Genomic DNA, 13,435 nt, shown 5'->3' with positions numbered 1-13,435 from the left:
CGACACTAGCTAACCGTCGCTGACCGGTTCCCCGGCCTCGACGCAAAGTTACGTGTCTTTCAAATACTTCAAATCGGGCTTCGCCCGGAATTACCAAACTTTTGGTACGAAAAAGCGCGAAAAACTTGAAACACACCAACTGGTATAGTTTTTCCCGCCCGGGTGCACCGCAGGGGGTGCGCACCCGGGCGTTCACGTCGTTTCGGTCCGCCTCCCCGCAGCTTCATCTGTTGGAGCCGCGATCGGCCGGACCGGTCGCGACACGTTCGGGCACTTCAACGATAAGCCGAATCCCGTGCCGCCGGGGCAATCCCGGTTCTTCGGGAATTCACCAGTCGGTCACCGTACCCGGAAAGCGCACCCAGCGTGAGGTGTACCGGAAAGTCAGTTAGCCAGCATGCCCCCTTTCGAAAGCCGCAATTTCCCAGCAATCGTATGGGCGATTGGCCTGAATCGACGAATTCGCCCATACCCCACCGATGTTCGACATACCGGCCCCCACGGCGCGCAGGGTCCCCACCGACCCCGCATCGCCGCCGAGCCGCCGCCCGCGTCCCCGCGACGGCCCCGACCGGCACCCACCCCCTACTCCAAAAAGCTTGCCACACATCACCATTGGATGATATTCACACTCCAGCGCCACGAAACAAATTGAGTGGCAAGACGATTGCAAGAAACCGCGTAAGCGGCCATCAGCGCCCGCTTACCGCGAGATTCCGGGCCCATCGGACCGGGAAACCGTTCGAACCGGAGCGCGGCGCGACCGCGCCGCCGCCCCTCCCCACCCACACTCCGCGCGAACCCCTACAAACCCCCGGGTCCGCTTTTTTGCTGTCCGATACCGTCTCCCGGTGCCGCACCGACCGGTCCGCACCCTCACAGAGCCACATCGTCCCCCCAACCCGGCCCCGAGAGTCGACGACCCCACCTTATCGGCACGAGTGGTCACCCCAACGGCACATCGCGTCATCCCCCGATGCCCCCGCCCCGGGACACCCGGCCGACCCCGACCACCGCGCCGACCGCCCTCCACCCCCGCCCCGACCCCGGACGCGCCGCTCCAGCCACCTCCGCGAAACCATCATGACCTGCACAAATACCATCTGCGAGAGCACAATCGGATACTCGTTTAACGATTACGGGGTCGGCACATTAAACTGACGTCCCGCAAGCCCCTATAGCTCAGTTGGTAGAGCTACGGACTTTTAATCCGCAGGTCCCAGGTTCGAGCCCTGGTGGGGGCACTCCCAGACGAGGGGCCCGGAATCATACCGCCGGGCCCCTCGCCACATCCGCGAATCTGTGGCAATCTGTCCGGATTTCCCCTACGGTGGCCTGAGCAGAGCTTTTCCCGGGATCCACCACCACAGGCGGAGTTCATGACTTCCTTCGATGACCTGCTCTCCCAAGTACCCGTCGCCCAGATCGCCGCGAAGCTCGGCGGCGACGAGGCGACCGCGAAGACGGCGATCGACGCGGCCGTCCCCGTGCTACTCGGCGGATTCCAGGCACAGGCCGGCAACCCCGACACCGGGCTGAATCTGGAGAACGAAGTCGCCAACCAGCCGCACGCGCTACTCGACGGCGGTGTCGACATCGATCAGGTGGATGTCGGCAACGGCAGTCAGATCGTCGATCAGACCTTCGGCGCCGAAAAGAACACGGTGATCAGCGCTCTCGGCAATGTCGGCGGCAATGCCATCAGCGGCGACCTGATGGGCAAGCTGCTCCCGATGCTCGCGCCGATCGTGCTGGCGTATCTGGGCAAGAAGGCCCTCGGCGGCGGAGGCGGCGGCGCGGCAGCCGAATCCTCCGGCGGCGGTATCGGGGACATTCTCGGCAGCCTGCTCGGCGGGGCCACCGGCGGAAACAAGAGCGGCGGTCTCGGCGACATCCTCGGCAAGGCCATGGGACAGAACGCAGGCAACGTGCTCGGCAATGTGCTGGGCGGTTTGCTGGGCAAGAAGTGATCGCGCACCGGAAGGTGATGCGCGGCTAACGAACTGCGGCCCACAGCGATACACCCGTCGCTGTGGGCCGCTGCCTTATGACCTCTCTCACCTACACCGCAATGGTGCGCACATGAGTTTCACATCACCCTACGGTCACGTAAGGTATGGGCGCGGCGGCAGGCCGGCGAGGGTACGACAGCACTAGGCACGACACGAAGGGCACATACATGGCAAAGGATCTGACTCAACTCGAGCTACTGCGGGAGTTGGAGCCGGTTGCCGCGGAGAACATCAATCGTCACCTCTCCCTGGCCAAGGAATGGCACCCGCACGACTACGTGCCGTGGGACGAAGGCCGTAACTTCGCCGCCATGGGCGGTGTCGATTGGGATCCCGAGCAGTCGAAGCTCAGCGAGGTCGCCAAGGCGTCCATGATCACCAACCTGCTCACCGAGGACAATCTGCCGTCCTACCACCGGGAGATCGCCGAGAACTTCTCGCAGGACGGGGCCTGGGGCACCTGGGTCGGTCGCTGGACCGCCGAGGAGAACCGGCACGGCATCGTCATGCGCGACTACCTGGTGGTCACCCGCGGCGTCGACCCGGTCGCGCTGGAGCAGGCCCGCATGGTGCACATGACCAACGGGTTCGCCTCTCCCACCGAGAAACTCGAAGAGGTCGGCAACGCCGGATTCCTCTACTCCGTGGCGTACGTGACCTTCCAGGAGCTCGCGACCCGCGTCTCGCACCGCAACACCGGCCGGGTCTGCGACGACCCCATCGCCGACCGCATGCTGCAGCGCATCGCCGCCGACGAGAACCTGCACATGATCTTCTACCGCAACATGTGCGGCACGGCCCTGGACCTGTCGCCCGACCAGACCATCGAAGCCATCACCCTGATCCTGGAGAACTTCCAGATGCCGGGCGCGGGCATGCCCAACTTCCGCCGCAATGGCGTGCTGATGGCCAAGCACGGCATCTACGACCTGCGCCAGCACCTCGAAGAGGTGGTGAACCCGGTGCTCAAGAAGTGGAAGATCTTCGAGCGCAGCGACTTCACCGCCCGCGGCGAGGAGACCCGCGAGCGCCTCGGCAACTTCCTCGAGAAGCTGTCCAAGGATGTCGTGAAGTTCGAGGAGCAGCGCGACAAGATGCTGGCCCGCGAGGCCGCCAAGCGCGAGAAGGAGCTGGCCGCCACCGGCAGCTAGCAGCCGCGATTTTTCGAACACCGCCGCTCACATCGCAGACCGCGATGTGAGCGGCGGCACTTTGCGGGGGACGTGGCTCTGGCGGGGTCCGGGCGGGTGAGACCCTGGGCGGCGTGACTGCCTCGCTGGACGCCCCCAAGACCGAGTTGCGGATCGGGCCCTACCCGCTCGACCCGCCGGTCGTGCTGGCCCCCATGGCGGGCATCACCAATGTCGCCTTCCGGACCCTGTGCCGGGAGTTCGGCAGCGCCACTTCGCTTTATGTGTGCGAGATGATCACCGCGCGCGCGATCGTGGAACGCAATGAGAAGACGCTCAACATGATGGCCTTCGGGCCCGACGAGTCGCCGCGGTCCATGCAGCTCTACGGTGTCGACCCCAAGACCCTCAGCGAGGCCGTGCGGATCGTGGTGGGCGAGGGCTGGGCCGACCACATCGACATGAACCTGGGCTGCCCGGTGCGCAAGGTGACCCGCCTCGGCGGCGGCTCGGCACTGCCCTACAAGCGGCGGCTGTTCCGCGAGATCGTGCGCGAAATGGTCGCGGCCGCAGGCGATGTGCCGGTCACCTTCAAGTTCCGCATCGGCATCGACGACGAGCACCACACCTACCTCGACACCGGCCGGATCGCGGAAGAAGAAGGCGCGGCGGCGGTTTCGCTGCACGCCCGCACCGCCGCCCAGCTCTACTCCGGGCAGGCCGACTGGAGCGCCATCGCCCGGCTCAAGGAGACCGTCACCGGCATCCCGGTGCTCGGCAACGGCGATATCTTCACCGCCGACGACGCGCTGCGCATGATGACCGAAACCGGTTGCGACGGTGTGGTCGTGGGCCGCGGCTGTCTGGGCCGCCCGTGGCTGTTCGGCGAACTGAGCGCCGCCCTGCGCGGCGAGCCGATTCCGGCGGGCCCGACGCTGGGCAAGGTCGGCGAAATCCTGCACCGCCACGCCGCGCTGCTGGTCGAGCACGACGGCGAGGACAAGGCCATGCGCGACATTCGCAAGCACATGGCCTGGTATCTGATGGGCTTCCCGGTGGGCTCGGCGCTGCGGCGGCAGTTCGCCACCGTCACCAGCCTGGCGCAGATCGCCGATCTGGTCGGGCAGCTGGATCCGGATGTGCCGTTCCCGGAGGACGCGCTCGGCCCGCGCGGGCGGCAGGGTTCGCCGCAGACCAAGGTGACGCTGCCCGACGGCTGGCTCGACGATCCCGAGGACGCGACCGTGCCGACCGCCGCCGACGTCATGCACAGCGGCGGCTGACGGTAGGCCGACCGGCCGAGGCGGCGAGGCACCGCTTGCGGCTCGATCCGGATAACGCCCGGCGCGCTACCGGGTCCAGCCCCGACACCCTGGCACACTTCTCGGGGCGTACTTTTCGGCCCCCGAAGCACCCCGACATAGCGGAAAAAACGGACCCATCTGCGGTGGACATACGTTCGAGTGGTCCATCGTGGCGAAATCGTTATCATGACCCTCGGCACAAAGAGCAAAGTGAGGTTCGTTGGTGGGTGACGATCGGTACGGGCGGACGCCACGGCCCGGAGGTCGCGCCCCTTGGGAGCGCTACCCCGCGGACACGGATGACACGGCGCGCACCGGGCGGCGCTCCCGGCGCGCCGAGGACAGTGAGACCGCCGCCGCGCCGATCTCGGTCCAGGACCTCGTCGAACGGGTGGACAGCGAGCGCCAGACCCGACGCCGGGTAGAAGCGGACACTTCAGACGAACCGGTTGCCCCCCTGTCCTCCACGGCGCAGAACGGCCACAAAACAGAGGGACCGGTCGGAGTCGTACCCCCGTCCGCCCCCGGCCCACAACCGAAGGCGGCCAACGGTTCCCAGCGGGCCACCCGCGACACCAGCCACCTGCGCCGGGTGGCCAACGCGCCCGGAACCGGAAGCAACCGCGCGGTACCGCGTCCCGCCGACCCCGTGTGCGATCCCGTCACCGAGGAACTAACCCCGATCACGGAGGCCGCTCCAGCCCCGCCGCCCGCGGAACGGGCCCGGGCGCTGCTGTCCCGAAAGGTCAAGTCGCCCGCCGGCTATCCGACCACCGCGCTTCCCGCCGCCGTGGGAACCGAACCGGCCAAACGGATCTCACCGGCCCGCCGGGAACGCAACCGGCGCGTGCGGCTGGCCGGACGCGCCACCCTCGCGGTGATCGCCGTGATCGCGCTCATCGTCACCGGCGGCGGCTGGAGCTATCTGCGCGCCAAGGACAACAACTTCCAGCGGGTCGTCGCGATCGAGGACAACAACGACGACGTGGTCGACGCCGACGGCCAGACCGGCGACGAGAACTTCCTGATCGTCGGCACCGACACCCGCGCGGGCACCAACAGCCAGCTCGGTGCCGGCAGCGTCGACGACGCCGAGGGCGCGCGCTCCGACACCGTCATGCTGGTCAACATTCCCGCCAACCGGTCCCGGGTCGTGGCCGTCTCCTTCCCCCGCGACCTGGACGTCACCCGCCCCGACTGCGAGGGCTGGGACAACGACAAGGCCACCTACTCCGGCCAGAAGTTCCTGGGCGCGGCCGGCGACAAGCTCAATGCCACCTACGCCCTGGGCGGCCCGAAATGCCTGACCAAGGTGATCACCAAGCTCTCCGGCCTGAAGATCAACCACTTCGTGGGCATCGACTTCGCCGGGTTCGAATCCATGGTCGACGTGGTCGGCGGCGTCGAGGTGTGCACCACCAAACCGCTGGTCGACGAGGTGCTCGGCACCGTGCTCACCACCCCGGGCAAGCAGGTCGTGAACGGTTCCACCGCACTGGATTACGTGCGCGCCCGCCACGTCTACGGCGAGGAGCGCAGCGACTACGACCGCATCAACCGGCAGCAGCGTTTCCTGTCCTCGCTGCTGCGCAGCGCACTGTCGAGCAAGGTGCTCTTCGACCCGGGCAAGCTCAACGGCTTCATCAACGCCTTCGCCCAGCACTCCTTCATGGACAACGTGACCACCAAAGACCTGCTGACACTGGGCCGTTCGCTGCAGAAGATGCAGGCCGGGAACATCACCTTCCTGACCGTCCCGACCGCGGGCACCACGTCCTACGGCAACGAGATTCCGCGCGAATCCGATATCAAGGCCATCTTCCGGGCCGTCATCGACGACCAGCCGCTGCCCGGCGAGAAGAAGACCGACGCCCCGACCGGCACCAGCACCGCACCCGCCGCCAAACCCAAACTGGCGGCGGTGGATCCGAGCATCGTCTCGCTGCAGGTGTCCAATGGCTCGGGTCAGGCGGGCGTGGCCGGGACCACCGCGACCAAGCTGGCCAATCAGGGCTTCCAGATCTACAGCACCGGCAACTACGCCGACGGCACCTCGGCCAAGACCAAGGTCCGCTACTCCGGCGGGCACGAGGCCGAGGCCGCCACCGTGGCCAGTTCCGTTCCGGGTGCGATCCTGGAACCGGCGAGCGGGCTGGGCAGCATTGTCGAACTGGTGGTCGGCGCCGATTTCGCGGGCACGGTGAAGGCGCCCACCGCCTTCGGCCAGACCCTGCCCGACACGCCGAGCGACGCCGGCAGCCCGAGCGCGCCGCCGGTCACACTTCCGTCCGATCTCGAGCACGTCAACGCCGCCGACGACCTATGTAAATAGAGGGGATGATCCCACCCACCGGACCTGCGGCAACACCGCTGGAACCGACCGGCACCGACGGTTAACCCGCAGTTGGTGACTTGGTCAGCGGTGCGCACTAATGTCTTGACTCATGCGTGTCATCTACAACGAACAAATGGCCGAGCTCGCCGATCTGCTCGGCGGCATGGCCGGGCTCGCCGGATCGGCGATGGAGCGGGCCACCCAGTCCCTGCTCAATGCCGATCTCGAGCTCGCGGAGCAGGTGATCAGCGAATACGACCGCATCGCCGAGATGATCCAGCTCGCCGAGGAGAAGGCCTTCGCGCTGCTGGCCCTGCAGGCCCCCGTCGCCGGAGATTTGCGGCAGGTGGTCAGCGCCATCCAGATCGTCTCCGATGTGAACCGGATGGGCGTGCTCTCGCTGCACGTGGCCAAGATGACCCGCCGCCGCTTCCCCGCGCACGCCGTGCCGGAGGCCGTCAACAGCTACTTCGCCGAAATGGGCCGGGTCGCCGTGAAGATGGGCGCCACCGCCAAAGAGGTGCTGGAGTCCCGCGATCCCGAGCGGGCCGCCAAGCTCACCGATGACGACGAGGCGATGGACGACCTGCGCAAGCACCTGTTCACGCTGATCATGGACCGCGACTGGCAGTTCGGCGTGGCCGCGGCCGTCGACGTGGCGCTGCTGGGCCGCTACTACGAGCGGTTCGCCGACCACGCCGTCGAGATCGGTCGTCGCGTGGTGTTCCTGGTCACCGGCGTGCTGCCGCCGGACCCGGATTCCGAGAAGGAAAGCATCTAACTGCTCGAAGGGGTTTCCGGGACGAATCCCGGAAACCCCTCGTCGCGCTTCGCGTCAGTCCTCGTCGGACTCGCGCCAGCCCATGAGTATCGAACCACCCCGTTCCACCCGCCAGGGAAGCGTCGCGGCCACGATGACCGCGCATACGACCAGGGTGCCGACCGCCACGTAGGAGGCGGCCTCGGCGCCCTGCAGGGCCGCGACCTTCATGGCGTGGATCAGATCCGCCTTCGCCGGTGCGAATATCGGATTCACCGGCGCCTTCACGATCTCGAGGACACTGATCGGGGTATTGCTCGCCAGGTCCTTCTGGTGCGCGTTCATGATCTGGTTCGGAATAGCGGCGATCTTGCCGCCGATGCTGCCGGAGTAGACCGAGGTCATGATCGAACCCAGCAGCGCGACGCCGAGCGCACCGCCCACCTCACGCGTGGTGTCGTTGACCGCCGAGCCCGCGCCCGCCTCCTCCATGGGCACCGCGCCCATGATGGATTCGGTGGCCGGTCCCTGCACCACCGCGAACCCCAGGCCCATCAGGATCATGGACACCACAACCGGTCCCAGATAAGGGGTTTCGACCCGGGTCTGGCCCGCGATGTACATGGCCACCGCCAGGATCAGCAGCCCCGACACCACCATGGCCGTGGTGCCCAGCCGCTGCGCCAGCATGGTCGCGATGGGCGCGCCGAAGCCCACCGCCACCGCGAAAGGCAGTGAGTGGATGCCGAATTCGAGCGGGGACAGCTCCTTCACGCCCTGGAAGTACTGGGTGATCAGGAACAGGAAGCCGAAGGCCGAGAAGTAGGACACCGTGATCGCCAGCGAGGGCAGCGCGAAGCGGCGGTTGCGGAACAGGCGCATGTTCCACCGGGGTGGCCGTGCGCAGCTCCCAGCCCACGAAGGCGGCCAGCAGGACGATCGAAAGCAGGTAGCCCAGCAGGGATTCGGTGGCGAACCAGCCGTGCTTGGGGGCCTCGATGATGGACCACACCAGCGCGGTCACCGCGGCCAGCGACAGCACGACGCCGATCCGGTCGAGCCGATCCACGTGCGCCGCACGGGATTCCGGAACCGTGAACAGTACGGCCGCGATGGCCGCCAGCGCCACCGGCACATTGATCCAGAACACCGAATGCCAGGAGAAGTACTTCAGCAGCCAGCCGCCCACGGTCGGCCCGATGGCCACGGCGACACCGGCCATGGCAGTCCACAGCGCGATGGCCGCGGCCCGCTCGCGCTTGGCGGTGAAGATATTGGTGATCAGCGCCAGCGTGGCCGGGAAGACCACCGCTGCGAACACGCCCATGCCGGCGCGGGCCGCGATGACCTGACCGAGCCCGCTCGACAGCGCGCCCGCCGCCGACATGACCGCCACGCCGGTCAAGCCGATGATCATGAACAGCCGTCGCCCGTACCGGTCCCCGAGGTGGCCCATGGCCAGCAGCAACCCGGAGAAGGCCAGCGTGAACGCGTCCACGATCCACTGCAGGCCGCTCATATCGGCCTGCAACTGCACCGCCATCGACGGCAGCGCCACGTTTACCAGCGTGTTGTCCAGCACCACAAGAAGTTCCGCGAGACAGATGGCGACCAGCGCCGCCGCCTTCGCCCGCTGCGACAGCCCCGTCGCGGTCCGTCCGGATCCCAGGCTCGCCATTGAGACGGTCATCCGACACCTCCTTACTAAACCTATCGGTTTACCAGCAAGGTCAGAGTAACTGTGACGAACGGTTGCATACAAGCACCCCGCCGCCATATGACTGACTACACACAGCGGTCGCTTACGCACCGTCACCAGCACAAATGAAACGACCCCTGCCAGCTGGCAGGGGTCGTAGACGCCGGAGAGTCTTTTTTATCCGAAGCGACCGGAGATGTAGTCCTCGGTCTGCTTCTGCGACGGGTTGGAGAAGATCTTCTCGGTCTCGTCGATCTCGATGAGCTTGCCCGGCTTGCCCTGCGCCTCCAGGTTGAAGAACGCCGTCTGGTCGCTCACGCGCGCGGCCTGCTGCATGTTGTGGGTGACGATGACGATGGTGAACTCCTTCTTCAGCTCGGTGATCAGATCCTCGATCGCGAGCGTGGAGATGGGGTCCAGGGCCGAACACGGCTCGTCCATGAGCAGCACGTCCGGCGACACCGCGATGGCGCGGGCGATGCACAGACGCTGCTGCTGACCGCCGGAGAGGCCGCCGCCCGGCTTGTCGAGGCGGTCCTTGACCTCGTTCCAGAGGTTGGCGCCGCGCAGCGAGTGCTCGGCCACCTCGTCCAACTGGGCCTTGTTGCGCACGCCCTGCAGCTTCAGCCCGGCCACCACATTGTCGCGAATCGACATGGTGGGGAACGGGTTCGACCGCTGGAACACCATGCCGATGGTGCGGCGCACGCCGACCGGATCGACCTGGGCGCCGTAGATGTCCTCGCCGTCGAGCAGCACCGCGCCCTCGACGCGGGCCTCCGGGGTCACCTCGTGCATGCGGTTGAGTGCGCGCAGCACGGTCGACTTACCGCAACCGGAGGGACCGATGAACGCGGTCACGCTGCACGGCAGCACGGTCAGCCCGACATTGGCGACGGCATGGAACTTGCCGTAGAAGATATTGAGGTCTTTGACGTCAATCCGCTTGGCCATCAGTCTTTCCGTTCTATCGGTTCCGCGTGAGCAGCTTGTTGACCGCCGCGGCGGCGAGGTACAGCAGCGCGATGATCAGGATCAGGGTCAGCGCCGCACCCCAGATGCGCTCGCGGCCGGCGGGCTCGGGGTTGGACAGCTCCTGGTACATCAGCAGCGGAAGCGAAGCCATATTGCCGTTGAAGACATCGAAGTTGATGGCCTTCGAATAACCCACCAGCACCAGCACCGGCGCGGTCTCACCCATGACGCGGGCGACGGCCAGCAGCATGCCGGAGATCATGCCCGGGGCGGCGGTCGGAATGACGATCCGCACAATGGTTTTCCACTTCGGAATGCCGAGCGCGTAAGCGGCCTCGCGCAATTCGTCGGGAACCAGTTTGAGCATCTCCTCGGTGCTGCGGACGACCACCGGCAGCATGAGCAGCACCAGGGCCAGCGACACCGCGAAGGCGCTCTGCGGGAAGCCGAAGGTGGCGATCCACAGCGCGAAGATGAACAGCGCGGCCACGATCGAGGGCACACCGGCCAGGATGTCGACCATGAAGGTGGTGGTCTTGGCCAGCCAGCCGCGCCCGTATTCGACCAGGTACACCGCGGCCATGATGCCCAGCGGCACCGCGATGATCGCCGCGATGCCCGACTGCACGATGGTGCCGTAGATGGCGTGGTACACACCGCCCGCGTGCGATTCCGGCAGCACGCCGTTCTGCGACATGCTGAACCAGCCCGAGCGGGTCAGGGCGACCGCGCCCTTCTGGATCACGATGTAGAGCACCCACAGCAGCGGCACCAGGGCGATGCCGAAGCACAGCCACACCGTGGCGGTGGCGACGTTGTTCTTGATCCGGCGGCCGACGCTGACGTGCCGGAAGGTCGGGGCCTTGACCGGTTTGTCGAGTGTGGTGGTCATCCGTTGACCTTCCCGCCCGCCGCGAGCCGAGCCAGTGCGTTGACGACGAACGTCAGGGCGAACAACACGAAACCGGCGGCGATATAGGCGCCGGTCGGCAGATTGGAGCTGAATTCCGAAGCGGCCGAGGCGATCTTGGAGGCGAAGGTGTAGCCGCCGTCGAACAGCGACCAGCTGCCGGCCTTGGTCGAGGTGCGCAGCACGATCAGCACCGCGATGGTCTCACCGAGCGCGCGGCCCAGGCCCAGCATGGAACCGGCGATCACGCCCGAGCGGCCGAAGGGCAGCACCGTCAGGCGCACCACTTCCCACTTGGTGGCGCCCAGCGCCTGCGCCGCCTCGATGTGCGTGCGCGGGGTCAGGCCGAAGACCTCACGGCTGACCGAGGTGATGATCGGCAGGATCATCACCGCGAGCACCACGCCCGCGGTGAAGATGGTGCCGCCACCGGCAATGCTGACATTGCCGTCGGAGAACAGGAACAACCAGCTCAAGTGCTTGTTCAGGAAGTCCTGGAGCGGGCTCAGTTTGGGAGCCACGACCAGGAATCCCCAGAGACCGAACACGATGGACGGCACCGCCGCCAGCAGATCCACGATGACCGAGAACGGCCGCGCCAGCGCCTTCGGCGAGTACTGCGTCAGGAACAGGGCGATGCCCACACCGATCGGCACCGCGAGCACGAGCGCGAACAACGAGCTCAACACCGTGACCATGAACAGGTCCTTGATGCCGAAGCGCAGGTTGTTCTCGTCCTTGACGTTGAAATCCGTCGTGGTGAAGAAGTTCGCCTTGTTGGCCATGATCGAGGGCCAGGCCCGGATCAGCAGGAACAACGCGATCAGGGCAATGGCGGCGACGATGATTCCGCCGGCGGCGGTGGCCGCCGAACGGAAAGCGAACTCCGCGCCGAACTTGGTGGGCGCGCCCTTCCTGGGTACGCCGTGCCTCGGGGCCGGTTTGGTGCTGGGTTCGGTCGGCATCAGCGCAGTATCCCCCGGCAGTTGGGCACGTTCTCCCCCCGGGCCGTCCGAAACGGACAGACCCGGGGATGCAATGTCATCGTGCACGGTCATCGTGGTTTTCGATCAGGCGATCAGGAAATGGCGTTGATCGCGGTGGTGAGCTTGGTCTTGAACGCGTCCGGCAGCGGCACGTAGCCGGCGTCCGCCAGACCGGTCTGACCGTTGCCGACGGCCGAGGTCAGGAAGGCCTTGACCGCCTTGGCGGTGTCGGCGTCGCTGTACTTCGAGCAGACGATCTCGTAGGTGGCCAGCATGATCGGGTAGGCGCCACCGGTGGTGGGCTTGTAGATCGAGCTGTTGTCCAGCACCAGGTCGTTGCCCTCACCCTTGACCTTCGCGGCGTCGACGGCCTTGGCGGCGGTCTCGGCGGTCAGCTCGACCGGCTTGGGGTCGTTGGAGGTGGCGGTGGTCAGCACGCGCACGGAGGACAGCTTCTGCGCCTTGGCGAAGGACCACTCGGTGTAGGTGATGGTGAACTTGGTGTTCGCGACCGCGGCCGAGGTGCCGTCCGAACCCTTGGCGCCCTCTCCGGTGCCGCCGTTGAAGGACTTGCCCGCACCCTTGGTGTAGCCACCGGCGGCGGTCAAGTACTTCTGGAAGTTGTCGGTGGTGCCCGACTCGTCGGAGCGGAAGATCACGCCGATCTTGTCCGAGGGCAGCTTGTCGGCCTTGTTGGTGTTCAGGGCCTTGATCGCGGTGTCGTTCCAGGTGGTGATGTCACCGGAGAAGATCTTGGCGAGCGTCGGCGGGTCCAGGACCAGGTCCTCGATGCCGGGCAGGTTGTAGGCCACCGAGATCGGGCCGAAGACCGCCGGGAGGTTCCAGGCCGGGCTGGCGCAGCGGGCGGCGGCCTTGTCGACCTCACCCTTTTCCGCGTTCAGCGGCGAATCCGAACCCGCGAAATCGGTCTGGTTGCCGACGAACTCGTTCACGCCGGCGCCGGAGCCCGAGCCGGTGTAGTCCAGCTTGGCACCGCTGCAGTTGGCCTGGTAGGCCGCCACGAAGCGGTCCATGGCGTTCTTCTGAGCGGTGGAGCCACTCGCCTTGAGCGAGGACTTGCCGCCACAGGCGACATCGATCTTGCTGGCGCTACCGCCACCGGCGTTGTTGTCACTGCCACAGGCGGACAGTGTCAGGGCACCGGCCGCGGCCAACACACCGAGCAGGGCGCTGCTGCGCTTGAGATTCACCTATTCCTCCGGGAATCACGATTGCACGTCCAACCCCTCAACGGTCGGACGGGCGCGATCTGGCGGCTGTTCGCTGCGAACTAGCGCACCGGGCAGCGGAAGGCGGCCCACTT

The 13,435-nt window shown here is 66.5% G+C and carries 9 protein-coding genes, 1 tRNA gene and 1 pseudogene; 6 read left to right on the top strand and 5 right to left on the bottom strand.

Annotation, left to right across the window (positions count from 1 at the left end; translation table 11 throughout):
* Positions 1 to 1,171 precede the first annotated feature (1,171 nt).
* From NS2_RS14425 to phoU, 6 genes are all read left to right on the top strand, one after another.
* Positions 1,172 to 1,244: transfer RNA gene (locus NS2_RS14425), tRNA-Lys, on the top strand.
* 135 nt (positions 1,245 to 1,379) lie between these two features.
* A complete protein-coding gene (locus NS2_RS14420) occupies positions 1,380 to 1,970 on the top strand; it encodes a DUF937 domain-containing protein (RefSeq protein ID WP_033087925.1) in 591 nt (196 codons plus the stop codon).
* Positions 1,971 to 2,179: 209 nt separating this feature from the next.
* Positions 2,180 to 3,163, top strand: coding sequence for an acyl-ACP desaturase (locus NS2_RS14415; protein ID WP_033087924.1), 984 nt, complete (start codon positions 2,180 to 2,182; stop codon positions 3,161 to 3,163).
* A gap of 146 nt (positions 3,164 to 3,309) precedes the next feature.
* Positions 3,310 to 4,425, top strand: a complete 1,116-nt coding sequence (gene dusB, locus NS2_RS14410; RefSeq protein ID WP_220703201.1) for a tRNA dihydrouridine synthase DusB — start codon at positions 3,310 to 3,312, stop codon at positions 4,423 to 4,425.
* 244 nt (positions 4,426 to 4,669) lie between these two features.
* On the top strand, positions 4,670 to 6,778 hold the full coding sequence (locus tag NS2_RS14405) for an LCP family protein (protein ID WP_033087922.1): 2,109 nt from the start codon (positions 4,670 to 4,672) through the stop codon (positions 6,776 to 6,778).
* Between the two features lie 112 nt (positions 6,779 to 6,890).
* The gene (gene phoU, locus NS2_RS14400; RefSeq protein ID WP_033087921.1) at positions 6,891 to 7,562 is read left to right on the top strand and encodes a phosphate signaling complex protein PhoU; all 672 of its coding nucleotides are present in this window, start codon (positions 6,891 to 6,893) and stop codon (positions 7,560 to 7,562) included.
* 54 nt (positions 7,563 to 7,616) lie between these two features.
* Here the strand turns inward: phoU and NS2_RS14395 are convergent.
* The 5 genes and pseudogenes from NS2_RS14395 to pstS all read right to left on the bottom strand — a co-directional run bounded on the left by NS2_RS14395 (position 7,617) and on the right by pstS (position 13,322).
* A pseudogene (locus NS2_RS14395) lies at positions 7,617 to 9,219 on the bottom strand (MFS transporter).
* Between the two features lie 198 nt (positions 9,220 to 9,417).
* Positions 9,418 to 10,194, bottom strand: coding sequence for a phosphate ABC transporter ATP-binding protein PstB (pstB, locus tag NS2_RS14390; RefSeq protein ID WP_033087920.1), 777 nt, complete (start codon positions 10,192 to 10,194; stop codon positions 9,418 to 9,420).
* Between the two features lie 13 nt (positions 10,195 to 10,207).
* Positions 10,208 to 11,107: a phosphate ABC transporter permease PstA gene (gene pstA, locus NS2_RS14385; protein WP_036548737.1), complete on the bottom strand. Its 900-nt coding sequence runs from the start codon at positions 11,105 to 11,107 to the stop codon at positions 10,208 to 10,210.
* Positions 11,104 to 12,090, bottom strand: coding sequence for a phosphate ABC transporter permease subunit PstC (gene pstC, locus NS2_RS14380; RefSeq protein ID WP_033087933.1), 987 nt, complete (start codon positions 12,088 to 12,090; stop codon positions 11,104 to 11,106). Before pstC ends, pstA begins: the two co-directional genes overlap by 4 nt.
* 113 nt (positions 12,091 to 12,203) lie before the next feature.
* On the bottom strand, positions 12,204 to 13,322 hold the full coding sequence (gene pstS / locus NS2_RS14375) for a phosphate ABC transporter substrate-binding protein PstS (protein ID WP_033087918.1): 1,119 nt from the start codon (positions 13,320 to 13,322) through the stop codon (positions 12,204 to 12,206).
* Positions 13,323 to 13,435: the final 113 nt, after the last annotated feature.

It is taken from the genome of Nocardia seriolae NBRC 15557 (assembly GCF_007990715.1).
Lineage (GTDB): Bacteria > Actinomycetota > Actinomycetes > Mycobacteriales > Mycobacteriaceae > Nocardia > Nocardia seriolae.
The sequence above is the reverse complement of the archived record's forward strand: the minus strand, read 5'-3'. Positions and strand labels throughout refer to the sequence as shown.

What these genes read in the sequence shown, in the direction of transcription:
- NS2_RS14420 (WP_033087925.1), top strand. Translation starts at nt 1,380, where the DNA reads ATGACTTCCTTCGATGACCTGCTCTCCCAAGTACCCGTCGCCCAGATC.
- NS2_RS14415 (WP_033087924.1), top strand. Translation starts at nt 2,180, where the DNA reads ATGGCAAAGGATCTGACTCAACTCGAGCTACTGCGGGAGTTGGAGCCG.
- phoU (WP_033087921.1), top strand. Translation starts at nt 6,891, where the DNA reads ATGCGTGTCATCTACAACGAACAAATGGCCGAGCTCGCCGATCTGCTC.
- pstB (WP_033087920.1), bottom strand. Translation starts at nt 10,194, where the DNA reads ATGGCCAAGCGGATTGACGTCAAAGACCTCAATATCTTCTACGGCAAG.
- pstA (WP_036548737.1), bottom strand. Translation starts at nt 11,107, where the DNA reads ATGACCACCACACTCGACAAACCGGTCAAGGCCCCGACCTTCCGGCAC.
- pstC (WP_033087933.1), bottom strand. Translation starts at nt 12,090, where the DNA reads ATGCCGACCGAACCCAGCACCAAACCGGCCCCGAGGCACGGCGTACCC.